Here is a 23513-nt window from a genome sequence, read left to right on the forward strand (position 1 = left end):
GCGAAACGAGACCTCATCCTGAGGAGCCCGCCAAAAGCGGGCGTCTCGAAGGATCGGCCGCGAAGGGGCAGCCCGCCAAGCTCCTCTACAAGTTACATCAAGCCACGGCCCCACAGATATATCGTGCTATCTCTAAGTCGATCGATAGCTCGTTCAGCTGTGATGTAGTCGATCTCGCCGCGCGTGAGGCCGATATCCATCAACTCCCTGTCACTCAGGTCCTGCAAGTTGGCTCGTAAGCTCTGGCGCTGGCGCCGCTCCTGAAACGCACGCCAAGCCCGACCGAGCAAGCCCCGGCCGCTTCGCGTCGCTACCGCGGCATTCCTTTCCGGCAAAGCGTCGTCCAGCGCTGCAGCGGTCGCCTTGAGGCGCGCTGCCAACGCCGCGTCCATCGCGTCCTTCGCCGACACGATGGAGAGGTTGAGGCCGCGTCCCGCGGCATCGACCTCGGTCTCGGATGTGACGTTCGTCAGTTGGGGTGGCATCGGATGCTCCTGCTGTTGTGCCGGCAGGGAGCGTGGCCAAACAAAAGGCCCCGTCCGATGCCGGCGGGGCCCTGGTGGAAAGATGTCGTCGTCGAATTCCTAGCGCGCGACTCCTTCCACGGCCCAGCCGAAGCGGGTCATGTGCATCGAGTTGATGTTGCGCACGGATTTAGTCATGAGCTGTTAGTACCACAGCAATCGCGCAAAATCAAGAGATGTGTGAACGTCGGTTGCATCCTGGAGGCGAGCCCCTCGTTCAGGCGCTCCCTTCCCCCTACGTGCCTTCACGACTTCTTCTGCTTCGCTTCCACGTATCGTGCGAAGTTGTCGAGGATGGCCTGCCAACCGCCTTGCTGCTGCTCGACCGAATGCGTCGATTCGCCATCGAAGACCACGCGGACGAGAATGCCCTTCGGGCCGGGCACAAACTCGACTTCAGCTTTTCGCTCGCCGAACGAATATTCGATCCGCTTGTGCTCGATGATTTTCGTGTAGGTACCGGCGAAGTCAAAGCCCATGCTGCCGTCCTTGGCCTCCATGCGCGATGAGAAGACACCGCCTTCTCGCAGGTCGACGGTCGCCTTGGTCGTATGCCAGTCGTCGGACGCGGCGTTCCACTTCATGATGTCAGCAGGCGTCGTGTAAGCGCGCCAGACCTGATCGATGGGGGCTGCTACGTTGGTTTCGACGGTGATCCTCATAAACAGTGCTCCTGGTTCGATTTTGCCGGCTCGAGGTCACGGCATCACGTCGCGTGTGCAGGGTCCATCCACCGCACTTCCGAGACGTGTCCATCCAAGGACGATCGAGACTGGCCCGTGCCGACAAGCTCGAGCCGTCAATGCGTTGAAAATATGAAAAGCTAGCCGCGCACCAGCGAGACCAGCCAGCGGCGGCCGAACAGTGCAAGGATGGCGAGCGCATAGACGATCGCGCCCCCGACGGCCAGCAGAAGCAGCGTCAATTCGTCCCGGAAGTGCATCGAGCCCAGCGAAGGACCGCTGAAGCGCGCGATGAGCCAGAAGGCGGCGGCCAGGATGATCCCGGTCAGCAGGAATTTGGCGAGCGAAAACAGCCAGGCGCGGTCCAGCACGAGAAAGCCTCGCCGCACCGCGAAGAAAAGCACCAGCAGCAGATTGGTCCAGACACCCACGGCGGTTGCCAACGCCAGGCCGATCTGGGCCAGCGATCCCATCAAGGCGACCTTCAGCGCGACGTTGACGGCGATGCCGGTCAGCGACGCCCGCACCGGCGTCGCGGTGTCCTTCCGCGCGTAGAAGGTCGCGACCGCGCTGCGGATCAGCACGAAGGGGATCAGACCGATGGCATAGGCCGCGAGCGTGGCGCCTGCGGCGGCAGCGTCGGCTTTCGAGAACGCCCCGCGGGCGAACAACGCACGCATGATCGCGTCGGGCACGGTGAGGAAGGCGGCGACGAACGGCACCGAGAACAGCAGCGTGAAATCGAAGGCGCGGCGCTGCGCCTGCAGCGCGCCGTCATGGTCGTTGGCCGTGATCCGCCGTGACATCTCCGGCAGCAGCACCGTGCCGATGGCAATGCCGATCACGCCGATCGGGAGCTGGTTGAGGCGGTCGGCATAATAGAGCGCCGACAGTGCACCCGCGGGCAGGAAAGTCGCGATGATGGTGTCGGCAAACAGCGCGACCTGCGTGCCCATCGAGCCCAATGTCGCCGGGCCGAGCGCTTTGAAGAAGCCGCGGATGTCTTCGTCAAGCTTGAGCGGGGCAAAGCGCGGCAGGCCGCCATGGAGAGCGAGATCACCCGCGAGCAAAAAATACTGGAGGAAGCCGGAGATGAGGACGCCCCAGGCGGCGGCGTGGCCCGCACTGGGAAACCAGGCGGCGAGCGCCAGCGTCATCATCATCGAGATGTTGAGGAAGATCGACGCGGCCGCGGCGCTGGCGAAGCGCTGCATCACGTTGAGCATGCCGCCGTAGAGCGTCACGAGCGTGATCAGCAGCAGATAGGGAAAGGTGATCCGGGTCAGCTCGATCGCGAGCTTGCGCTGTTCGGCGTCCTCGGAAAACCCGGGCGCCAAAATGCTCATGGCCTGCGGCATGAACAGCCAGGCGACGATCAGCAGCAGCACCTGCGAGGCCAGCAGCAGCGTGAAGATGCGGTCGGCGAACAATCTTGCCGCCCCCTCCCCGCGCTCGCCATGGACGTGCGCATAGGCCGGCACCCAGGCGGCGTTGAAGGCGCCCTCGGCGAAGATCGCACGGAAATGGTTGGGCAGCCGCAGCGCCACGAAAAAGGCGTCGGCCACGGGGCCGGCGCCGAGGATCGCCGCGAGCAGGATGTCGCGGGCAAACCCCGTCAGCCGCGAGAGCAGCGTGTAGCCACCAACCGTGAAGATACGTCCGAGCATGCGTCTGTTTTAGAGCATGGCGAGATTAGGTCTAGGTGCAAGCTGCGGCGCAGCTGCGCTCCCTCCCCGCTTGCGGGAGAGGGCTGCCGCCGCGGGCAGGAATCCCCAGGAGGAGAGAGCCCTCACCCGGATCGCTTGCGCAATCCGACCTCTCCCGCTTGCGGGAGAGGTAAAGAAAGAACGGCGAAATCAGGTAGAAAGCGCGCCGCGCACGGCCGCGATGATTCGCTCCTGATCGGCTTCGGTCAGATAGGCATGCATCGGCAGGCTGATGACGTCCTGCGACAGGCTCTCGCAAGCAGGCAGGCCGCCCTCGGCGACGGGGTACTGCTTGTAAGCGGTCTGCTGATGCATCGACTTGCCGTAATAGATCGCCGTCGGCACGCCCTGGGCCTTCAGCGCGGCGGCAAAGCCGTCGCGGTCGGTGCCCTCCGGGAGCCGGATCGTGTACTGCGCCCAGACCGACGTGTTGCCGGGAGTAATGCGCGGCACGGTGACCACATTGCTGAGGCCGCGGGCGTAGCGCTCGGCGACCTTGTTCCGGGCGGCGATCTCGTCGTCGAATATCTTCAGCTTCTCGATCAGGATAGCGGCCTGCATGGTGTCCAGCCGGCCGGTCAGGCCGAGGCGGACGTTGTCGTATTTGTCGACGCCCTGCCCGTGCACGCGGATGCTGCGCAGCGTCGCCGCGAGCTCGTCGTCATCGGTGAAGATCGCGCCGCCGTCGCCGAAGCAGCCAAGCGGCTTTGCGGGGAAGAAGCTGGTCGCGGTGGCGAGTGCCAGGGTACCGAGCTTGCGGCCCTTGTAGCTTGCGCCAAAGCCCTGCGCGGCGTCGTCGAGCACGAACAGGCCTTCGGTCTTGGCGATCTCGGCGATGGCATCGTGATCGGCCGGTTGGCCGAACAGGTCGACCGGAATGATCGCGACGGGCTTGAGGCCGGCCTTGCGGGCGGTCGCGATGCCGCGCTTCAGCGATTCCGGGCTCATGTTGAAGGTCGCCTCGTCGACGTCGACATAAACAGGCGTCGCGCCAGTCCGCGCCACCGGCGACGCCGTCGCGATGAACGTGAAGGACGGACACAACACGGCATCGCCCGGCCCGACATTCTTCGCCATCATCACCATCAGGATGGCGTCGGTGCCGCTGGCGCAGCCGATGACGTGCTTGGCGCCGCAATAGGCCGCAAGCTGCTTTTCCAGCTCGGCGACCTCAGGGCCGTTGACGAACTGGCAATGGTCGAGAACGCGCTTGACGGCAGCATCGAGCGAGTCGCCGAGCCGGCGGCGCTGCGAAGCGACGTCGATGAAGGGAATGGGTTCGGAACGCAGATGCTGGTTCATGGCCGGGTTCTTGGCGCCTTCTTGAGTGGTCGGCATGGATAAGGAATCAGCCCACGACGCGGCGCGGACCCTTGCGGGCGGGCGACGTGGCCGCGGGCCGGGACGGCGTTTCCAGGCACTGCGTCGCGATCTCGAGGCTGGCGACGCCTTCGTCGCCGGTGACCGCCGGCGTCTCGCCGTGACGCACGGCCTTGAGGAACGCGATCAGCTCGGCGCGGAGCGGCTCGTCATGGCCGACCGGCAGATGCCGCATTGAATAGCTGCCGTCAGGCTTGAAGCCGAAGCATTCGGTGACCTGGCGCGTCAAGAGATCGCCCATCACGTATTTGCCGCGGGTCGCGACCGTGACGCTGCGCGCCTTGAACGGCGTCAGCCAGTTGGTGTTGATGTGCGCGAGCACGCCGTTGGCGGTGCGGAACTGGAGTAGCGCGATGTCCTCGCGCTCGGCGATCGCGCTCGACAATTGCGGCTGCACCTCGACGATGTCGGATTCGGTGAACCAGCGGATCAGGTCGATGTCGTGCACGGCAAGATCGATCACGACGCCGACATTGGACATGCGCGGCGGGAACGGGCCGACGCGCGTGATCGCGATCGAGAGAATATCCTCGCCCGCGATCGCCTGCTTAACGGCGGCAACCGCCGGATTGAAGCGCTCGACATGGCCGACCATCAGCGTCACGCCGGCCTTTTGCGCAGCAGTGACAATCTCGCGGCCCTCTGCGACCGTGGACGCGATCGGCTTCTCGACCAACACGTGAATGTTCTTGGCGATGCAGGCGAGCGAGACCTCGTGATGCAGATGGGTCGGCGCCGCGATCGTGACCGCGTCGACGCCCTCGGCCAGGAGCTGGTCGAGCGTCTCGAAGCTCGCGCAATTGGCGAGCTCCATCGCCCGCGTGCGATGTGCCGGCGAAGGATCGACGACGCCGACGAGGCTGACGCCGGGAAGACCGCTAAGCACGCGCGCGTGGTTGCTGCCCATCACGCCGGCGCCAATGACGCCGACGCGCAAGCCGGCCTTTGCCGGTGCAGATTCCTTGGAACTCATTTGAGCAAACCCCGATTCAACGCAAATCCCCGGGCGCTTCTAGCACGGACGCCACATTTGTGGCGAATGCGGAGCTAGCGGTCCGGACACGATTTGATTCAAACAGTTACACGTTCCCCGGGCCTTAAGCCTCTGAAAGAGACCACTCTTTTGGCCCGGGTCGCGTGATTCGGAGTGTGCTGGTTAGGACCTTTGATAGTCGTCTTCAATCCGGATGATGTCATCTTCCCCGAGATAGCTTCCAGTCTGGACCTCGATCAGTTCCAGCATGATTTTACCGGGGTTCTCCATCCGGTGCACCGCGCCCATCGGGATGTAGATAGACTCGTTCTCGTGCACCGTCTTGACGGTCTCGTTGACGGTGACGCGGGCAGCGCCGCGGACCACGATCCAGTGCTCGGCGCGATGATGGTGCTTCTGCAGCGACAGACGCCCGCCCGGCTTGACCACGATGCGCTTGACCTGATGGCGCTCGCCATTGTCGACGGACTGGTAGCTGCCCCAGGGCCGATGCACCTTGAGGTGCTCCTCGGTGACCTTCGGTGCGACCTCCTTGAGCTTGGTCACGAGCCGCTTCAGGCCGTTGGCATCCTTCTGGCGCGAGACGAGGACTGCGTCCGCAGTCGCCACCACGATGAGATCGTCGACGCCTTCGAGCGCGACCAGCGCGGAATCGGTGGTGACGTTGCAGTTGCGGGAATCTTCGAACACCGCAGCGCCGTGCGAAGCGTTACCCTGCGCGTCCTTGTCCGACAATTCCCACACCGCGTGCCAGGAGCCGACGTCGGACCAGCCGCAGGACACCGGCACGACCGCTGCGCGCGAAGTTTTCTCCATCACCGCATAGTCGATCGAGATCGCCTTGGCCGCGCCGAACGCCTCGGGCTCCAGCGTCACGAAGCCGAGATCGCGGCCGGCATTGGCGACGGCATTGGAGATCGCCTCCACGCTCGCCGCATCGACCTTGCGGTATTCGTCGAGCAACACGGCGGCGGGGAACATGAAGTTGCCGCTGTTCCAGAGATAGCCGGAATTGACGTAGTCGGCCGCCTTCACGGCATCCGGTTTCTCGACGAAGCGCGCGACCGCGTGCACCTCGCCGGAGATGACCTCGCCCGGGCTGATATAGCCGTATTCGGTCGCCGGCCGCTCCGGCTTGACACCGAAAGTGACGATGCGGCCGGTGCTCGCGGCGGTAAGGCCTTCGCGGCACGCCGCGACGAAGGCGGCATTGTCCTGCACCACGTGGTCTGCGGCGAGCGCGAGCACGATCGCTTCACTCGCGCGGTTCTGCGCGAACACCGCGCCCGCGGCGATAGCGGGGCCGGAATCGCGTCGCATCGGCTCGAGGATCACGTCGGCCTCGATGCCGATCTCGGCGAGCTGCTCCAGCACCATGAAGCGGTAGGACGCATTGGTGATGACGATCGGGCGATCGAACAGCGAGGCCTCCGAGACGCGCAGCAGCGTGTCCTGGAAGGTCGAGCGCGTGCCGAACAACGGCAGGAACTGCTTGGGGCGCACCTCGCGCGAAGCCGGCCACAGCCGCGTCCCGGCACCGCCGCACATGATCAGGGGGATAATGCGTTTGTCCATCGTCATTTCAAACCTTGAAGTAGTCCCGATACCAGGTGACAAAATTACGAACTCCGTGCGCGATCGGCGTTGACGGTGCAAAGCCGGTGTCGCGCATCAGATCCTCGACATCCGCGAACGTTTCCAAAACGTCTCCTGGCTGCATCGGCAGCAATTCTTTGATCGCCGTCCGACCCAGCTCCTGCTCCAGAAGTCCGACGACGTGCATCAGCTCTTCCGGATGGTGGTTGCCGACATTGTAGACCTTAGACGGCGCATTTGCGGCAGCCTGGTCATCCGCGGGCACCCGATCAACCAGCTTGGACACGACACGGGTGACGTCGTCAATATAGGTGAAGTCGCGACGCATTTTGCCATGGTTAAAGAGCCGGATCGGCTTGTTGGCCATGATGGCGTTCACGAACAGAAACATGGCCATATCGGGCCGCCCCCAGGGGCCGTAGATGGTAAAAAAGCGCAGGCCCGTCACCGGCAGCCGGTAGAGATGGCTGTAGGACTGCGCCATCAGCTCGTTCGCCTTCTTGGTCGCGGCGTAGAGGCTCACGGGATGGTCGGTCCGGTCCTGCACGGCAAATGGCAGTTTTGTGTTGGCGCCATAAACGGACGATGACGAGGCGTAGACGAGATGACGACAGCCATTGTGCCGGCAGCCCTCCAGCACGTTGAGAAAGCCGTCAAGATTGGAATCGGCGTAGGCATGCGGCTGCTCGATCGAGTAGCGCACGCCGGCCTGGGCCGCGAGATGCACGACCTTGGCAAATCGATGTCGCGCAAACAGCGCCGCGATGGTGTCGCCGTCGACGAGATCGGCCTCGACGAAGGAGAAACGGGAATCGCCGCGCAACAGCGCAAGCCGCGCCTGTTTCAACGCCGGGTCGTAATAGCTGTTGAGATTGTCGAGCCCGACGACGGACCGGCCCTCGCCCAGGAGCTGCCGGGCGACGTGAAAGCCGATGAAACCGGCGGCACCCGTGACCAAAATCGCCTGATCCGTCATCCTGTTCCCAAGGACTCTTCGCCCGATCCGTCGCTCGATCTTTCGCCCGCGGCGCCTCTTTAGCCTCCGGATCGACGCGGTCGCAATAGCCCCACCGCCCTGCATGAGGGCTCCCGATAACCGCTATTGCAAGATCGGCGCCAAAACCATACCAAAGCGGCCGAATTCGGCGCCCCTGCGTCGGGTTGCTTTCAAAACCCTGGTTCATGCGGGCGAAATGCGCCGAATCCTGTTGTCGACGGCCAAGATCCTGATTTCCGGAGCGCTGCTCTACTTGGCGCTGCGCAAGGTCGATCTGTCCGAACTGTTTTCGCGCTTCACCGTGACCAGCCTGTTCTGGATCGGCTTGGCGATCGCGATCGCTTTCCTGCAAATCTTCGTCGGCGTGTTGCGCTGGCGCGAGATCAGCGCCGCATGCGGCGCCCCGCTCGAGCTCGGCCGCGCCATGCGCTACAACGTGATCGGATCGTTCTTCAACCAGACCCTGCCGTCGGCGATCGGCGGCGATGCGGTCCGGCTGTGGCTCGTTGCGCGCGCCGGCGCCGGCTGGCGCGCTGCGACCTACTCGATCTTCGTCGATCGCGCGATCGGTTTGATCGCGCTCGCGATCATCATCGTCGCGAGCCTGCCTTGGAGCTACAGCCTCATCGCCGATCCGCACGGGCGCTCGGCGCTGCTGCTCGTCGACCTCGCGGCGCTCGCGGGTGGTCTCGGCTTCCTGGTCTTCGGCGCGCTGAAATGGCACTGGCTGAAAACCTGGTGGGCCACGCATCACATCCACGCCTGTGCCGTGATCGCCAACCGCGTGATCTTCAGCCGCTCGCGCGGACCGGCCGTCGTGATCCTGTCGCTCGCCGTGCATGTGCTGGCCGTCGTGATCGCCTGGTGCGTCGTGCAGTCGATCGCGGCGCCGGTCGGCTTCAGCGACGTCTTTGTGCTGGTGCCGCCGGTGATGCTGATCACGATGATGCCGATCTCGATCGCCGGCTGGGGCGTGCGTGAAGCCACCATGGGCCTCGCGTTCGGCTTCGCGGGGCTGGCCGCAAACGAGGGGGTCAACGTCTCGCTGCTGTTCGGCGCCGTGTACTTCATCGTGGGCGCGGTCGGCGGCCTGGTCTGGATCCTCAGCGCGGAGAAAGCCGCGCAGGGGTCGGCGCCGCTCGGGGTGCCGGAGTGAACGCGGCCAATGACGCGCTCGGCGCTGTATGCTCGCTGCTTGCCATTGCGATTGCCGCGCTGGTGTCGGGCGTCGTCACCTGGACCAGCCGCCCCCTGCTCCAGCGCTACGCATTGGCGCGGCCCAACGCGCGATCCTCGCACCGTATCCCGACCCCGCAGGGTGCGGGCATCGCAGTGACCGCCGCGACGCTGCTGGTCGCATCAGCCTGGGCAGCCTGGGCGAGCGTCGCGATTCCGCCGGCGCTGATCGCTGCGACGGTCATGATCGCCCTGGTCGGATTTGCCGACGACATCAGGTCGCTGCCGGTGCTCGTGCGCCTCGTGCTGCAGGCCGCAGCCGTCGGCGCTGTCGTGTTCACCGCGCCCGAGACCGCGCGCATCGTGCCGGCGCTACCGCTCGCACTGGAGCGCGGCCTCATCCTGCTGGCGGGCGTGTGGTTCGTGAACCTCGTCAATTTCATGGACGGGCTCGACCTGATGACGGTGGCGGAAGTGGTGCCCGTCACCGCGGCGCTGCTGCTGCTCGGACTGTTCGGCGATTTGTCGTGGCCGACCGCGCTGATCGCCGCAACGCTGTGCGGCGCCATGCTCGGCTTTGCGCCGTTCAACAAGCCGGTCGCAAAAGTCTTCCTGGGCGACGTCGGCAGCCTGCCGATCGGCCTATTGCTCGGCTGGTGCCTGCTCGAGCTCGCCTGGGGCGGACAGCCCGCCGCGGCGCTGTTGCTGCCGGCGTATTACCTCGTGGATTCGACCATCACGCTGTTCCGGCGCATTGCAAGGCGCGAGCAATTCTGGTCGGCTCATCGCTCGCATTTCTACCAGCGCGCCACCAACCACGGCTTCACGGTCTCCCGCGTGATCGGCGAGGTGTTCGCGCTCAACCTCGTGCTGGCATTGCTTGCCATCGTCACCGTGCGCGCCGGCTCGACGGCAATCACGCTCCTCTCCCTGCTCGCCGGCGCGACCGCGGTCGGATTCGTGCTGCGCCGCTTCTCCCGCCCTCAGGAGTCCTGAGCCGACAGCGCCAGCCGCAGGCCCTCATCGAGGGAGATCGGCGGATGCCAGCCGGTTGCCGTCGCCTTGGCGAGATTGAGCTCGAGCGAGCCGATCAGGCTGTCATGCGTATCCTGGCGGCGCATCACGCTCAGCAGCGTGCTGAGCAGTTCCGGCGGCATGCCGAACAGTCGCGGGTTCTTGCCGGCAGCCTTGGCCAGCCGCTCGATGAACTCGGGCGTCGAGACCTGCTCCCTGTCAGCCACCAGGAAGATTTCGAAATTGCTCGCGGGATCTGGATGAGATAGCCGGCGCAGGATGAACGACGACAGGTTCTGCACGGCAAGGAAGGCGCGGTGATTACGGATCGCGGCAAAGGGCAGCGGCAGCCCGAGGTTCACTGCACGCGTCAGCAACGCGAAATTTCCCTTGGCGCCCGCACCGTAGACCAGCGGCGGCCTGATCACGGAGATTTTCATGGCACTGTCGCGCGCGAGCGTCTTCAAGCCTGCTTCGGCCGCGGCCTTGGACATGCCGTAGAGACCGCGCGGCGTCAGGATATCGTCCTCGCTGAACGGCGCGCGGCCCTCGTTGCTGCGGCCGTGCACGAGAACGGTGCTGATGAAGATGAACTGGCGCACGCCAGCCATCGCCGCACTGCGCGCCAGGTGCAGAGTGCCGGCAATGTTGACGTTGCGGTAGAGCTGGACTGCATGCTCCTCGTGTTTGTGATGCACCCGCGCGGCGAGATGAACGATTGCGTCGACGCCTTGAAGCGCGGTCTGCCAGTCGGTTTCGGGGCCGATCGTTTCGATCACGACCTCGTCGTCCATGCCTTCCGATCTGCGCAACGCGCGGCGGACCGACCATCCCGCGCGCGCCAGCGCGGGCACGACATGACGGCCGACGAAACCGCTCGCACCCGTCACCAGCACGACTGGCTTGCTTTCGTTCATCGCTGCTCCGCCAGTTCGGGGTTGCGCAACAATTCGTCGACCAGCGCCGCATAGGCATCCATCGCGGTGACGCGATCGAACTTCGCTGCCGCCTTCACCGCGCGCTCCGCAATAGTGACACCGTCGGAGCAAGACGCCCCACGGATCGCCTCGGCCAGTTGATCGGCACGGCCGGGCGCCACGACCCAGCCGAGCCCGTTCTCTACCACCGTCAACGCGGCCTCGGCCTCAGGCTCGGAGACCAGCACCACGGGACGGCCGACCGCCAGCAGATTGTAGAACCGGCTCGGCACCGACACCCCCGCAACGTCCTTCCGGTACGGAATGATCCAGAGATTGGCAGCCGTCAGGAATGCCTCGAGCTCGGCATCCTCGACCCGCGCCACGAAGGAGACATTGGGCAAATTCGCTTCGGCCTGCAACTGCTTCAACCGCTCGAAGCCGATGCCCCAGCCGGAGAGCAGGAAGTGAATGTCCGGCTCGGCCCTCAAAAGGCGCGCCGCCTCGAACACGATCTCCGGATCATGGGTGAAGCCGAGATTGCCCGACAGACCGACGACGAAACGCGCTGAGAGCGCTTTGCGGAACGGATTATCCGCCGTCACCGGCCGGGGTGCGACCACGAGCGTCGCCCAGTTCGGGATGAAGCGGATCTTGTTCCGCGTCATGCCGGAATAGCTCAGCAGTGGCCGCTCGGCATCGCGGCCGATGGTGATGACGGCATTGAGCGCGCGGAACATCAGGCTATTGGCGACGCGCATCGTCATGGTCACGATCGAACCAGGCTTCAGAAGACCAGCCATCACCAGCACGTCGGGGAAGAGGTCGTGCATGATCAGCGCCGAGCGCGCGCCCTTCAGCCTTGCCGCCGCCGCGACCGCGTAAGGCAGCATGAACGGTGCGGTGACGGTGAGCACGACGTCACCTCGCCTCAGCTCCCGTGTCAACGCCAGGAACGTGCGCGCCGCGAACAGCAGCTCCGAGACCCCGCGCCGCACCAGCGCCGCCTTGCCTGCCATCCGGTTCTTGACGGCGACGATTCGCGGCTTGCCCGGGCCGGTCTGCGATGCCGGCAACGCGCCTGATGAGCCCGACAGCACCACGACCTCGTGATCCCCGGCGATGCGGCAGGCGATCTCGGCCATGATCGCCGCCGTCGTGCTCGGATCAGGCGGGTAATGCTGGCTCGCGACGATGATCTTGCCTGGAGGCTGCATAGTCAGGCCGCGGTCGACCCGAATTCCGGAACCGCGTCCTTCAGGATGGTCCTGATAGTGGCCCGATCGTCGCGCGCGATCGCCTGCTCCAGCGCCGCAATCCATTTGCGCAGCGTCTGCATCGGCGGCTCATTTGGCTGCGCGGCCATGATGCCGGAGACGCCGATCTCGCGGGTCGGCTCCTCGGAGGCGAACAGGATTTCGTGCAGGCGTTCGCCGGGCCGCATGCCCGTGAACACGATTTCGATGTCGTAGCCGGGTTGCAGGCCCGAGAGACGGATCATGCGCTCGGCGAGATCGACGATCTTCACCGGCTGGCCCATGTTGAGCACGTAGACCGACACGTCCGAACGCTGCGTTCCGAGCGCATGCGTTGCCGCCGTGATGACGAGATCGCAGGCCTCGCGGATGGTCATGAAGTAGCGGACCATGTCGGGATGCGTGACCGTCACGGGGCCGCCCGCATCGATCTGGGCCTTGAACTTCGGCACCACCGATCCGTTCGACGCCAGCACGTTGCCGAACCGGACCGAGATCAGCCGCATCGATCGCCTGGCGCCGCCGTGAGCCGCCGCAAGATCATGGTCGAGCGCCTGGCAATACATCTCGGCGAAGCGCTTCGTGAGGCCGAGCATCGACACCGGCTCGATCGCTTTGTCGGTCGAGATCATCACCATGGCTTCGGCGCCGGCGCTGTGCGCGGCATCGGCAACGTTGATTGAGCCGAAGATGTTGGTCTTGACCCCCTCGCTCCAGTCGCGCTCGAGGATCGGCACGTGCTTGAGCGCGGCGGCATGGAATACGATGTCCGGCTTGAACTCGGCCATCAGACGGATGATGCGCTCACGGTCGCGGATGTCGGCGATCCTTCCTTCGATCGAAGCAGTCGCACCGCGGGCCGCGAGCGCTTCCGTGATCGCATAGAGCGCCGGCTCGGAATTTTCCACGATCAGGAGCCGCGCGGCGCCGAACGCGACGACACGCTCGCAGATCTCGGAACCGATCGAGCCGCCCCCGCCGGTGACGATCACCGCCTTGCCCTCGATCAGGGCCTCGAGCCGCGCGTAGTCGATCGTCTCGCTCGGTCGCAGCAGCAGGTCCTCGACGGCGACGGCCGTGAGCCGCGGCGTATCGCCGCTCTCGAGCGAAGGCATGCGGTTGACTATCACGCCGAGCTTGCGCGCCCGCATCAGGATCGATTCGGGATGGGCCTCCGGCTCGAATGCGGTTGGCGTCATCACGACGCGCGCGATCGCCTTGCCGCGCTTGGCGAAGTCGGCGACGACGTCCTCGATGTCATCGACGCCGCCCAGGACCGGGATGTTGCGGATGGAGTGTCCGCGGTCGGAACTCGACGGCGATAGCACGCCGACCGGCCAGATGCGCTTGATCGCCCCGCTCTCGATTCCGCGCAACAGCACCTCGGCGTCCGCGGCGCGGCCGATCAGCAGCGTCGGCGCGGCATCGCCGGTGCGGGCGTGACGCCGTACCCGCGTATAGCGGAAATAGCGGTAGGCCATGCGCAGCGCACTGAGGAAGGAGATCTCAAGGAACCAGTAGAGGACGATGGTCACCTTGCCGAGGAAGAAGGCGCCGCGGACGTTGGGGGCGACGAAGATGTAGTCGAGCACCAGGAGTGCAACCGTCAGCACGGTCGCGACGCGGATGATGTTCAGCGCGTCGGGCAGCGAGATGAAGCGCCATTTCGTCGTGGTCAGGTTGAAGACGAAGAACACAACCACGCTGAAGGCGAGGAAATAGGGCAGGATCTGGATCAGCAGCGGCAGGCGGTCGAAGAAACCGTCGCCGCCCTCGAAGCGCAGATAGAAGGCAGTGAACAGCGCCGCCGTGGTCGCCAGCAGGTCGTGGAGCGCGATCAGGAAATTGCGCAAGGTGAGATGCGAAAGACGCGTCATCCGCTGACCGATGAAATCCGTTGAGGTGCAACCTGACCGCGCTGATAGCCCATCTCGACGAGAGTTGCCAGCCGCGCGGCCGTTCAGGAACCGGCTTCTGCCGCCTTCGCTTCGGCCTGCTGAGCCCGGATCACCATGCCGCCGGCAACGCCGACGCCGATGACGTACATCCAGCCCTCGTGGAAGTCGAACAGATGGGAATTGAACAGCGAGGTGAAGACGTTCTGGACCACGACCAGGAGGCCGACCCAGTTTGCGAGGCCGTCGCCGCGAAACAACAGCAGATGCAGGATCCAGATGGCGTAGAGAGCGGCGACGCCGATGATGCCCCATTGCACGGCAACGTTCAGCGTCTGGTTATGCGGGTTGCCGATCACCTCGGCGGACGCTTTATTCTGGGCGCCGGACGTCGCGGCACGCTCGAACAATCCGCGCGTCGCGCCCGTGCCGTGCCCCATGATCGGTGCCTCCGCGAAGAAGCCGACGGATTTCCGCCAGAATTCGAGCCGCAGGCCGGCCGAAGTCGGCTCGCCTTTTTCCACATAGCGTGTGTAGTCACTGGCAAAGCTGTCGGCGGTCCTGCGCAATTGCGGCGAGGCCTGCCAGGCGAGAACCGCGCCCACGAGCAGGGCCGCAGAGATGATCGCGATGCTGCGCCATCTCAGATGAAGCAACGCAAACACACCGAACATGATCGGAATGGTGACCAGCGCGGTGCGCGACACCACCACGAAGGCCATGTTGACGAAGAAGGCTAGCGCGAGCGCCGTGAGCAGCCCGGCGATCCAGTATCGCTTCTGGCGCAGCAACTGCACGATCGGATAGGCGAGCGCGACCGCGCAGAGCGTGAACTCCTGGCTCTGGTCGATGTAGTTCTTCACAAAGATGCCGTGTTCGACACGGTCGGATTTGATCGCGAGGTCCGGGTAGAAGGCGACGAGCCATGACATCACCGACAATAGCGCGCAGGACACCAGGAAGGCGACGAAGACCCAATGCCCGCGCGGAGAGCGCGCAAAATGATAGAGCAGGACCGGCAGCACCAGCAGCTTGACGGTCGGATTGACCGCGTAGAATCGCGCGCCCCAGGCCGCGTCCGACCACAGCGTCCCGACCAGCGCGAGCAGGACCAGTGCAATCGGCGCCGCGCAGATCGGACGCTTCAGCGATTGCAGGAATTCGCGCACGTCGAGGAACGGCACCATGCAGAGCAGCATCAGGGCGTTGAAGATCCCCGCAAGCGAAGTCGACCATGGCAGCGAGGCCGCGGTCAGGATCGCGAACAGATCGACCGTCTCGGACCAGGCCGCCGGGCTGCGCAGACGCCGCCACAGCACCTGGCCGGTCGTCTCCCCCGCGAGCGTCGTCACTTGCCCTCTCCCCGCGCGCGATGAACCAGCGCGGTCGTGCTGAAACCCTGGAGAATGTCGACCAGCACGACATTTCCGCCCGCGGCCTCGACGACCTCATGGCCGACCACCTGCTCGCGGGTGTAATCGCCCCCCTTGATCAGCGCGCTCGGCTTGATGCGGCTGATCAGGTCGATCGGCGTATCCTCGTCGAAGATGACGACGAGATCGACGGCTTCGAGCGCCGCCAGCACTTCCGCTCGCGCCCGCTCGTCCTGAACGGGGCGGTCGGTGCCCTTCAGCCGCCGTACCGAGGCGTCGCTGTTCAGCCCTACGATCAGGCGATCGCAGGCGGAGCGGGCGGCGGTCAGGACCTTGACGTGGCCGGGATGCAGGATGTCGAAGCAGCCATTGGTGAAGCCGACGCGCTGGCCTTGGCTCTTCCATTCCACGAGCTGCGCGTCGAGTGTATCACGCTCGAGCACGATCTTCTCCTCGGCCGCGAGATAGGCATGCGGCAGGATCCTTCGCTTCAGCTCGGCCGTGCCTACGCTGGCGGTGCCCTGCTTGCCGACGGCGACGGCGGCCGCGGCACTTGCCATGCGCAGCGCCGTGTCCCAGTTCGCGCCCGTGGCCAGCGACACCGCGAGCGCCGCGGCAACGGTGTCGCCGGCGCCGGAGACGTCGCGCACCTTCACCGGATACGCCGGAACGTGAACGGCCTCGCCATTGCGCGGCACCAGCGTCATGCCGTGCTCGCCTTGCGTGACCAGGATCGCCTGGCAATCGGCGAGGCGCATCACGTCCTCGCTGGCATCGACGATGCTCTGCGGCGTGTCGGCGCGGCTTCGGGTCGCCTCCGAAAATTCCTTGCGATTGGGCGTCAGCAGCGTCGCGCCGCGATAGATCGCCCAGTTCAGGCTCTTGGGATCGACGATCACGGGCTTGCCGAGCTTTCGCGCGGCGTCGATCGTGTGGCGGATCACGCGGGCGGTCAGCACGCCCTTGGCGTAGTCGGACAGCAGCACGATGTCGGCGCGCGCGATGTGCGGCAGGATCGCGTCGATCAGCTTGGTCTCGATCGTATCGGAGGCAGGCTGTGCCTGCTCCCAATCCGCACGCAGCATGTGCGTGGAAAAATGCTCGGAGACGAAGCGGACCTTTCGCGTGGTCGGGCGCGAGGGATCGCACACCAGCACGCTTTCGATTGCACCCTGCTCCGCGAGCGCCGAGGCGAGCTGCCTGCCCGCATCGTCCGCGCCGACGAGGCCGACGAAGATGCAGCGGGCGCCGAGTGCGGCGACATTGCGCGCGACATTGCCGGCACCGCCGATATGGATCTCGCTGCGCTGTGCCGCGATGACAGGCGCCGGCGCCTCCGGCGATATCCGCGACACCTCGCCATAGACGAACTCATCCAGCATGATGTCGCCGATGCACAGCACCGTGCGGCCTGAGATGGCTTGCGCGAGGGCATCGAAATCGAGAATGGGCGTCGGCATGGTGATGGGCCTCAGCGGAAGCGGTCGGGCCGGTCGAGATAATCCCCGACATAGGCTTTCACCGCGTCCTCGAGCGTCGTGAAACCACCATTATAGCCGGCGCGGTGGAGGCGATCGACCTGGCTCTGGGTGAAATACTGGTAGCTGCCGCGGATCTGCTCGGGCATGTCGATGTATTCGATCTTGGGGCTGGCGCCGAGCACGGCATAGGCCGCGAGCATCAGATCCCTGAAGCTGCGCGCCTTGCCGGTGCCGACATTGAAGATGCCGGACACCGACGGCGTCGCCAGCAGCCACATAATGACGCGCACGACGTCGTCGACATAGATGAAATCGCGGCGCTGATCGCCGTCGGCGATGCCTTCGCGATGCGACTTGAACAATTGCACGACGCGGCCGCCTTTGACGTCGTCGAAGCGCCGCGCCAGCACGCTCATCATCGAGCCCTTGTGGTATTCGTTGGGGCCGAACACGTTGAAGAATTTCAGCCCCACCCATTGCGGCGGCAGCTTCTCGCCGTTCGCTGCGCGCTCGGCGACGGCGAGATCGAACAGGTGCTTGCTCCAGCCGTAGAGATTCATCGGCCGTAGTTTCTTCAGCGCAAGGATCGAGGCGTCGTCGTCAAATCCTGCCTCGCCGTCGCCATAGGTCGCCGCCGAGGAGGCGTAGATCAGCGGCACCGCATTCCCCGTGCACCAGTCCAGGAGGCGCATCGACATGCGGAAGTTGGTCTCGAACACGAGGTCGCCGTCGGTCGCGGTGGTCGCGGAAATCGCCCCGAGATGGATCACGGCGTCGAGCTTGCGGCCCTTCAGCCAATCCAACAGTTCGGCCGGCGGCACGATATCCACAAGCTGCCGCTTGGCGAGGTTGCGCCATTTGCCGTCTTTGCCAAGAAGATCGCAGACGACGACGTCGCTGCGGCCGGCCTCGTTCAGCGCGGCGACGACATTCGATCCGATAAAACCGGCCCCGCCGGTCACCAGCAACATTCCAACTTCCCTGCCAGATTTTGCCTGCCCGAAGTTTTGCGGCCCGGTCCTGCCCTAGCGCATGATCCGCCAAAGTGTAAGCGGTTTTGGGATTGCCGCTCAGCCGACTTTACCTGCCGGCCCGGAGCGGCTACCGAACCGCCACATCAGCGCACCCACGGTCCAATCTAACAAATGAACAAAGATTCGCAATTTGGTGGAGATACAGATCGGGGCGACACGCGCCCGATCCTGATCGTCCCCTATATGTGGATCGGCGATTTCGTCCGGAATCACACCGTGGTGCGGGTCCTGAAGGAGCGCTGGCCGAACCGGCCAGTCGATCTGCTCACGACATCCCTGTGCGCCCCGCTGGTCGACTACATGCCCGGCGTGCGCGCTGGGATCGTCTGGGACCTGCCGCGCGGCCAGCTCGCCGTGGGCCGCCAGCTCGGCTTGGCGAAGCTCCTGCGCGAGCGGAACTACGGCACCGCCCTGGTGCTGCCCCGGACCTGGAAGGCGGCTATTGCGCCCGCTTTGGCCGGGATCCCGGAGAGGGTCGGCTTCGTCGGCGAGTTCCGGTTCGGCCTGCTCAACCGCTGGCGCTGGGGCGAGAAGAAGCTGCCGCGCTTCATCGACAAGAATGCTGCCCTCGCCCAGCCCGATGGAGCCCCCCTGCCGGGGGAATGGCCGGTGCCGCAATTGCGGGTCCCGGCCGAGGACATCGTCCGCTGGCGGCAGGCCAACGGCCTCAGCGCCGGCGCAGCTGTGGCGCTGGCTCCCGGCTCGGTCGGGGTGTCAAAGCGCTGGACCTACTATCCCGAGGCCGCCCGCTTGCTGGCCGGGCGCGGCCTTGAGGTCTGGGTGGTCGGCGGCCCCGGGGAAAAGAGCCTGGCCCAGGAGATCGTCGCGGCCGGCGGCCCTGATGTCCGGGACCTCACCGGCACTGATCTGCGCAACGGCGTGCTGGCCATGGCCGCGGCCGGGGTCGCGATCTCCAACGATTCCGGGCTGATGCACATCGCAGCCGCCCTGGGCACGCCGACCATGGGCATCTTCGGCCCGACCAGCCCCTATCTCTGGGCGCCCCTCAACGGCCTTGCCGCGACCGTGGTCCAGGACAAGAGCGTGCTGTCGTGCCAGCCCTGCCAGAGCACGATCTGCAGGATGAACGACCACCGCTGCATGCGGGATATCGCGGCGGGCGAGGTGGTGGAGATCGCGGAGCGGGTGCTGGGTGAAGCTGGAATGCGCGCTACGACTTGAGGCCGTTGGGGCTGCGCCGATGATGACATCATGCCGGTGTTTTGCCCGACGAGTCAAATTCATTTCGTAAAGTCAGCAACGCAATAGACCGACCGCCAAGCCATTGATTTCACTGTCCCCGTCTACTGTGCATGGGGTTGTTTTCACGGTTTTTGTTTTGCGGGCACAAAGCGCGGGTTCAAAGCAGCGGCCGATACACCTCGCCGATCCGTGCGGCCTCCGCATCGAGGCTGAATCGTTCGAGCACCCGTGCCCGCCCGCGCTCGCCCATCGCGCTTGCTGTGGCTACATCGCACATCAGCGGCTCCAGCGCAGCGACCAATGCGTCCACGTCGCCCGTCGGGATCAGCACGCCCGTCACCCCATCCTCGACCACCAGCTCGGCCGCGCCCGCACGCGCGGCGACGAGCGCGCTGCCGGCCGCCATCGCCTCGATCAGCGTCAGGCCAAAGCCTTCGTTGCGGGAGGTGAAGGCGTAGATCGTCAGCCGCTGATACCAGCGTTGCACCGCTTCGATCGGCAACTCGCCGGTGATGACGATGCGCGATTGCAGGCCGGCGGCCTCGATCCGCTTCTTCAGGTCGCTTGCAAACGGTGTCTGCTCGGCTGTGACCTGGCCGACAATGATTGCGGTGAAATCCGGATAACGCGGCAGCAAGCGGCACATCGCATCGACGAACACATCCGTGCCCTTCTGCGCACGCACGCGGCCGAAGCAGCCAATCGCGTAGCGGCCCGGCAGCGCGGCTTCCGCGAAGGCAGCAGTGCGATCTGCCGGCTGCGCATAGACCTCGGTGTCGACGCCGTGCGGAATCACCGTCGCCTTCACCTTCAGGAACGAGGCTGAAAGATCTGACGTCGCGATGATCGCGTCCATGCGCCGGATCAGCCAGCGCGTGATCCAGCTATGATGGCGCTGCGCCGCCGAGGTGAAGACCAGTTTCAGCGGCCAACCAAGGGCGCGCAGCACGACGCCCGCGATCATCTCGTTGTTGCGGCGCGCGTGCCAGATCAGCGGCGCCTTGCGACGCCACAAACTCAGAAGATCGGCACTGCTCAGTCGCGCGATCCCCTCCGGCGCGTCGGAGCCGAACCATGCGGCGCGAAACAGCTTTGCCAGCCGCGGCGCCACCATTCGGTTGGTCGCGGTGACCCCGGAATAGCGCCTGTGCAGATTTGGCACGATCACTTCGAGATCGCTTGGGGAATTCGCCACGTCACGCTCCGTTTCGAAAGTCCCTATACGCAACATTAAGCATAGTGACCAGTTCAGCCGCGCCGATACCCACTCTTCACCACGTAAACGTTAGTTTGGAGCGTTGATCGAAGACGGGTGAGACCATGACTGTGCTTGTCACCGGCGGTGCCGGCTATATCGGAAGTCACACGGTTCTGGCGCTGGCGGAAGCCGGCGAGGATGTCGTCGTGATCGACGATCTCTCCACCGGCTTCTCGGCCTATCTGCCCGAGGGCGTGCCACTGTTCATTGGCGATGCTGGCGACGAGAACCTGCTTGAAGGCGTGATCGCCCAGCACAACATCGAGAGTATCATTCATTTCGCCGGCTCGGTGGTCGTGCCGGATTCGATGCGCGATCCGCTCGGCTATTACCGCAACAATTTCATGACCGCACGCAACCTGCTCAACGTCGCAGTCAAGCGTGGCATCAACCGCTTCATCTTCTCCTCGACCGCGGCGGTCTACGGCGATCCGGACCTGGTGCCGGTGCCCGAGCATGCGCCGACACGGCCGCTGTCGCCCTACGGTTCGTCGAAGCTGATGACCGAGATCATGCTGCACGACGTCGCCGCCGCATATGGCATGCAATACGTGACATTGCGCTATTTCAACGTTGCGGGTGCCGATCCGCAGGCCCGCATCGGCCTTGCCACCGTCGGCGCCACGCATCTGCTCAAGATCGCGGTGGAAGCCGCGACCGGCCAGCGCGCCAAGATCGACGTGTTCGGCACCGACTATCCGACCCAGGACGGCAGCTGCATCCGCGACTTCATCCATGTCACGGACCTGTCGCAGGCGCATCGCTCGGCGCTCGCCTATTTGCGCAATGGCGGCGCCTCGACGACGCTCAATTGCGGCTATGGCCGCGGCTACTCGGTACTGGAGACCATCGATGCTGTGCGCCGGGTGTCCGGCCGCAGCTTCGCCGTGCAATACGCCCCGCGCCGGCCCGGCGACATCATGACCATGGTCGCCGACACCAGCCGCATCCGCGGCCTGCTCGACTGGAAGCCGCAATACGACGACCTCGAGACCATCGCAGCGCATGCGCTGGCGTGGGAGGAAAAGCTGTTCCGCGAGCGCCACGGCGAGCTCCGCCACGCCGCCTCGGCCTAGATTCCATCCGGGCGCAAGCCCTTAATTGGACTTGAAAAGCGCTGGCTTAGCGGGCACAGAGGCCGTTCGATCCCTGACGCGCGGGCAGGCTTTTTTCCTGTGCCGTCAATGGACTGCGGATGGCTCAGTTTCCAAAGAAAATCACCGACGATCCCTATGCGGCAGCGGTCCTGATTCGCCGCCTGGTCACGGAACAGGGGATCCTCTACTGGCGGCGCTACCTCGTCGCCTTCGCGCTGATGGCGCTTGCCGCCGGATCGACCGCGGGCGCGACCTACGTGCTCGGCCAGGTCATCAACCAGGCCTATGTCGACAAGAACATCCCGGGCATCGCGATGTTCTCGGGCATCACGGTGATCCTGCTCTTCATCAAGGGCGTGGCGACCTACGGCCACATGGTCATCCTGACCAAGATCTCCAATGCCATCCTCGCCACCAACCAGCGCCAGCTGTTCGCCAAGCTGATGCGCGAGAGCGTCGGCTTCTTCTCCGAGCGGCATTCGTCGGAATTTTTGGCGCGGCTGACGGCCGGCGCAAAGTCCATCACCGATGTCCTCAATATGCTGGTGAATGCGGTCGGGCGCGACCTCATGATGTTGCTCGCCATGATCGGCGTCATGGTGTGGCAGGATCCGGTGATGTCGTTTATCGGCCTCGTCGTCGTGCCGCCGGCGATGCTGGTGCTGCGCAAGCTGGTCAAGCGCATCAAGGGCCTCGCCTACAACCAGTTCACCGGCACCGCCGACATCCTGGAGACGATGCAGGAGTCGCTGCAGGGCATCCGCACGGTGAAAGCGTTTACGCTCGAAGACACCATGCAGAACCGCATCGACGAGAACATCGCGATCGTCGAGCGCAACGCCAACAAGATGGCCCGCGTTGCCAACCGCTCCAATCCGCTGATGGAGATGCTCGGCGGCTTCGCGGTCGCCGGCTGCCTGCTCTATGGCGGCTATAGCGTGGTCGCGCTCAACGCCACACCCGGCGCGTTCTTCTCGTTCATGACCGCGTTCCTGATGGCGACCGAGCCGGCCAAGCGGCTGGCGCGGCTCAACATCGACCTCAACAGCCAGCTCGTCGGCGCCCGCATGCTGCTCGAAGTCGTCGACAGCCCCGCGAGCGAGCACTCCGACGACGACAAGCCGGCTCTGAAACTGTCGAATGCACGCATCGAGCTGCGTGACGTCAGCTTCTCCTATCGCAGCGGTGAGACCGTGCTCAACCGCATGAGTTTCGTTGCCGAGCCCGGCAAGGTCACCGCCTTGGTCGGCCCCTCCGGCGGCGGCAAGTCAACCGTGCTGGCGCTGCTGCTGCGCTTCTACGAGGTGACGCAAGGAACGATCGTGATCGACGGCCAGTCGATCGGCGCGATCTCGCGAAAATCGCTGCGCGCTCAGACCGCCTACGTCGGCCAGGACGTCTATCTGTTCCGCGATACCATCCGCGGCAACATCGCCTTCGGCCGGTCTGGTGCGACCGAAGAACAAATCATCGATGCCGCGAAAGCAGCCTGCGCACATGATTTCATCATGAGCTTCCCGCTCGGCTACGACACGCCTGTCGGCGAGCACGGCACGCAGCTGTCCGGGGGCCAGCGCCAACGCATCGCAGTCGCGCGCGCGCTGATCAAGAACGCGCCGATCATCCTGCTCGATGAAGCCACAGCCGCGCTGGATTCCGAGTCCGAGCGGCAGGTGCAGGAGGCGATCGAGCATCTCTGCCAGAACCGCACCACCATCGTGATCGCGCACCGCCTGCACACCATCATGCACGCCGATGCGATCCTGGTGGTCGAGGGCGGCGAGATCGTCGAGCAGGGCCGGCATGACGAGCTGCTCCGCCGCGGCGGGCGCTACGCCTCGTTCTTCCGCCTGCAACATCACGACGCCGGCGCTCTGGCGCCGATCAGCGCAACCGCATAGAGTTCCTTTCACCTCACGAGCAGCGAGA

19 protein-coding genes are annotated in these 23513 nt (G+C 65.0%); 5 read left to right on the forward strand and 14 right to left on the reverse strand.

Annotated features, from left to right (window positions below):
• Window positions 1–92: 92 nt before the first annotated feature.
• The 7 genes from IVA88_RS14545 to IVA88_RS14575 form a co-directional block, all read right to left on the reverse strand.
• Window positions 93–485, reverse strand: a complete 393-nt coding sequence (locus tag IVA88_RS14545; RefSeq protein WP_247497914.1) for a DUF1127 domain-containing protein — start codon at window positions 483–485, stop codon at window positions 93–95.
• Window positions 486–769: 284 nt separating this feature from the next.
• Window positions 770–1186: an SRPBCC family protein gene (locus IVA88_RS14550; protein WP_247497915.1), complete on the reverse strand. Its 417-nt coding sequence runs from the start codon at window positions 1184–1186 to the stop codon at window positions 770–772.
• A 161-nt stretch (window positions 1187–1347) separates the two neighbouring features.
• A complete protein-coding gene (gene murJ / locus IVA88_RS14555) occupies window positions 1348–2874 on the reverse strand; it encodes a murein biosynthesis integral membrane protein MurJ (protein WP_247497916.1) in 1527 nt (508 codons plus the stop codon).
• Window positions 2875–3063: 189 nt separating this feature from the next.
• Window positions 3064–4251 (reverse strand): DegT/DnrJ/EryC1/StrS family aminotransferase, encoded by a 1188-nt coding sequence (locus IVA88_RS14560; protein ID WP_276577894.1) that lies wholly within the window; start codon window positions 4249–4251, stop codon window positions 3064–3066.
• 10 nt (window positions 4252–4261) lie between these two features.
• Window positions 4262–5266: a Gfo/Idh/MocA family oxidoreductase gene (locus IVA88_RS14565; RefSeq protein WP_247497917.1), complete on the reverse strand. Its 1005-nt coding sequence runs from the start codon at window positions 5264–5266 to the stop codon at window positions 4262–4264.
• A 183-nt stretch (window positions 5267–5449) separates the two neighbouring features.
• Window positions 5450–6862, reverse strand: coding sequence for a mannose-1-phosphate guanylyltransferase/mannose-6-phosphate isomerase (locus IVA88_RS14570; protein WP_247497918.1), 1413 nt, complete (start codon window positions 6860–6862; stop codon window positions 5450–5452).
• A gap of 7 nt (window positions 6863–6869) precedes the next feature.
• Complete coding sequence (locus IVA88_RS14575; protein WP_247497919.1) at window positions 6870–7859, reverse strand: NAD-dependent epimerase; 990 nt, start codon at window positions 7857–7859, stop codon at window positions 6870–6872.
• 217 nt (window positions 7860–8076) lie between these two features.
• Between IVA88_RS14575 and IVA88_RS14580 the strand changes: the two genes are divergently transcribed.
• Window positions 8077–9036, forward strand: coding sequence for a lysylphosphatidylglycerol synthase transmembrane domain-containing protein (locus IVA88_RS14580; protein ID WP_247497920.1), 960 nt, complete (start codon window positions 8077–8079; stop codon window positions 9034–9036).
• A complete protein-coding gene (locus tag IVA88_RS14585; protein ID WP_247497921.1) occupies window positions 9033–10052 on the forward strand; it encodes a glycosyltransferase family 4 protein in 1020 nt (339 codons plus the stop codon). Before IVA88_RS14580 ends, IVA88_RS14585 begins: the two co-directional genes overlap by 4 nt.
• Here IVA88_RS14585 and IVA88_RS14590 read toward each other — a convergent pair.
• The 6 genes from IVA88_RS14590 to rfaD all read right to left on the reverse strand — a co-directional run bounded on the left by IVA88_RS14590 (window position 10040) and on the right by rfaD (window position 17963).
• On the reverse strand, window positions 10040–10987 hold the full coding sequence (locus IVA88_RS14590) for an NAD-dependent epimerase/dehydratase family protein (RefSeq protein WP_247497922.1): 948 nt from the start codon (window positions 10985–10987) through the stop codon (window positions 10040–10042). The genes IVA88_RS14585 and IVA88_RS14590 overlap by 13 nt on opposite strands.
• A complete protein-coding gene (locus tag IVA88_RS14595) occupies window positions 10984–12204 on the reverse strand; it encodes a glycosyltransferase family 4 protein (protein ID WP_247497923.1) in 1221 nt (406 codons plus the stop codon). The genes IVA88_RS14590 and IVA88_RS14595 overlap by 4 nt, the downstream gene beginning before the upstream one ends.
• 2 nt (window positions 12205–12206) lie before the next feature.
• Window positions 12207–14120, reverse strand: coding sequence for a nucleoside-diphosphate sugar epimerase/dehydratase (locus tag IVA88_RS14600; protein WP_247497924.1), 1914 nt, complete (start codon window positions 14118–14120; stop codon window positions 12207–12209).
• A gap of 83 nt (window positions 14121–14203) precedes the next feature.
• Window positions 14204–15490, reverse strand: coding sequence for an O-antigen ligase family protein (locus IVA88_RS14605; RefSeq protein WP_247497925.1), 1287 nt, complete (start codon window positions 15488–15490; stop codon window positions 14204–14206).
• Window positions 15487–16971: a D-glycero-beta-D-manno-heptose-7-phosphate kinase gene (rfaE1, locus tag IVA88_RS14610; protein ID WP_247497926.1), complete on the reverse strand. Its 1485-nt coding sequence runs from the start codon at window positions 16969–16971 to the stop codon at window positions 15487–15489. The genes IVA88_RS14605 and rfaE1 overlap by 4 nt, the downstream gene beginning before the upstream one ends.
• Window positions 16972–16982: 11 nt before the next feature.
• Window positions 16983–17963 carry an ADP-glyceromanno-heptose 6-epimerase gene (gene rfaD, locus IVA88_RS14615; protein ID WP_247497927.1) on the reverse strand — a complete coding sequence of 327 codons (981 nt, stop codon included), beginning with the start codon at window positions 17961–17963 and terminating at the stop codon, window positions 16983–16985.
• A gap of 174 nt (window positions 17964–18137) precedes the next feature.
• Between rfaD and waaF the strand changes: the two genes are divergently transcribed.
• A complete protein-coding gene (gene waaF, locus IVA88_RS14620; RefSeq protein ID WP_247497928.1) occupies window positions 18138–19208 on the forward strand; it encodes a lipopolysaccharide heptosyltransferase II in 1071 nt (356 codons plus the stop codon).
• 178 nt (window positions 19209–19386) lie between these two features.
• On the opposite strand, the gene IVA88_RS14625 is transcribed toward waaF, so the two are convergent.
• The gene (locus IVA88_RS14625) at window positions 19387–20424 is read right to left on the reverse strand and encodes a glycosyltransferase family 4 protein (protein WP_247497929.1); all 1038 of its coding nucleotides are present in this window, start codon (window positions 20422–20424) and stop codon (window positions 19387–19389) included.
• A 125-nt stretch (window positions 20425–20549) separates the two neighbouring features.
• On the opposite strand from IVA88_RS14625, the gene galE reads away from it, so the two are divergent.
• Window positions 20550–21563: a UDP-glucose 4-epimerase GalE gene (gene galE / locus IVA88_RS14630; protein WP_247497930.1), complete on the forward strand. Its 1014-nt coding sequence runs from the start codon at window positions 20550–20552 to the stop codon at window positions 21561–21563.
• 119 nt (window positions 21564–21682) lie between these two features.
• Window positions 21683–23485, forward strand: a complete 1803-nt coding sequence (locus IVA88_RS14635) for an ABC transporter ATP-binding protein (protein ID WP_247497931.1) — start codon at window positions 21683–21685, stop codon at window positions 23483–23485.
• The last annotated feature ends 28 nt before the right edge of the window (window positions 23486–23513 follow it).

The organism is Bradyrhizobium sp. 149, from assembly GCF_023073915.1.
Lineage (GTDB): Bacteria > Pseudomonadota > Alphaproteobacteria > Rhizobiales > Xanthobacteraceae > Bradyrhizobium.

Excerpts from the sequence above, each read along its gene's own strand:
- IVA88_RS14550 (WP_247497915.1), bottom strand. The coding sequence starts at position 1,186 with ATGAGGATCACCGTCGAAACCAACGTAGCAGCCCCCATCGATCAGGTC.
- IVA88_RS14545 (WP_247497914.1), bottom strand. The coding sequence starts at position 485 with ATGCCACCCCAACTGACGAACGTCACATCCGAGACCGAGGTCGATGCC.
- IVA88_RS14565 (WP_247497917.1), bottom strand. The coding sequence starts at position 5,266 with ATGAGTTCCAAGGAATCTGCACCGGCAAAGGCCGGCTTGCGCGTCGGC.
- IVA88_RS14600 (WP_247497924.1), bottom strand. The coding sequence starts at position 14,120 with ATGACGCGTCTTTCGCATCTCACCTTGCGCAATTTCCTGATCGCGCTC.
- galE (WP_247497930.1), top strand. The coding sequence starts at position 20,550 with ATGACTGTGCTTGTCACCGGCGGTGCCGGCTATATCGGAAGTCACACG.
- IVA88_RS14570 (WP_247497918.1), bottom strand. The coding sequence starts at position 6,862 with ATGGACAAACGCATTATCCCCCTGATCATGTGCGGCGGTGCCGGGACG.
- IVA88_RS14635 (WP_247497931.1), top strand. The coding sequence starts at position 21,683 with ATGGCTCAGTTTCCAAAGAAAATCACCGACGATCCCTATGCGGCAGCG.
- rfaD (WP_247497927.1), bottom strand. The coding sequence starts at position 17,963 with ATGTTGCTGGTGACCGGCGGGGCCGGTTTTATCGGATCGAATGTCGTC.
- IVA88_RS14580 (WP_247497920.1), top strand. The coding sequence starts at position 8,077 with ATGCGCCGAATCCTGTTGTCGACGGCCAAGATCCTGATTTCCGGAGCG.
- murJ (WP_247497916.1), bottom strand. The coding sequence starts at position 2,874 with ATGCTCGGACGTATCTTCACGGTTGGTGGCTACACGCTGCTCTCGCGG.
- IVA88_RS14575 (WP_247497919.1), bottom strand. The coding sequence starts at position 7,859 with ATGACGGATCAGGCGATTTTGGTCACGGGTGCCGCCGGTTTCATCGGC.
- IVA88_RS14560 (WP_276577894.1), bottom strand. The coding sequence starts at position 4,251 with ATGCCGACCACTCAAGAAGGCGCCAAGAACCCGGCCATGAACCAGCAT.
- IVA88_RS14595 (WP_247497923.1), bottom strand. The coding sequence starts at position 12,204 with ATGCAGCCTCCAGGCAAGATCATCGTCGCGAGCCAGCATTACCCGCCT.
- rfaE1 (WP_247497926.1), bottom strand. The coding sequence starts at position 16,971 with ATGCCGACGCCCATTCTCGATTTCGATGCCCTCGCGCAAGCCATCTCA.
- IVA88_RS14590 (WP_247497922.1), bottom strand. The coding sequence starts at position 10,987 with ATGAACGAAAGCAAGCCAGTCGTGCTGGTGACGGGTGCGAGCGGTTTC.
- waaF (WP_247497928.1), top strand. The coding sequence starts at position 18,138 with ATGAACAAAGATTCGCAATTTGGTGGAGATACAGATCGGGGCGACACG.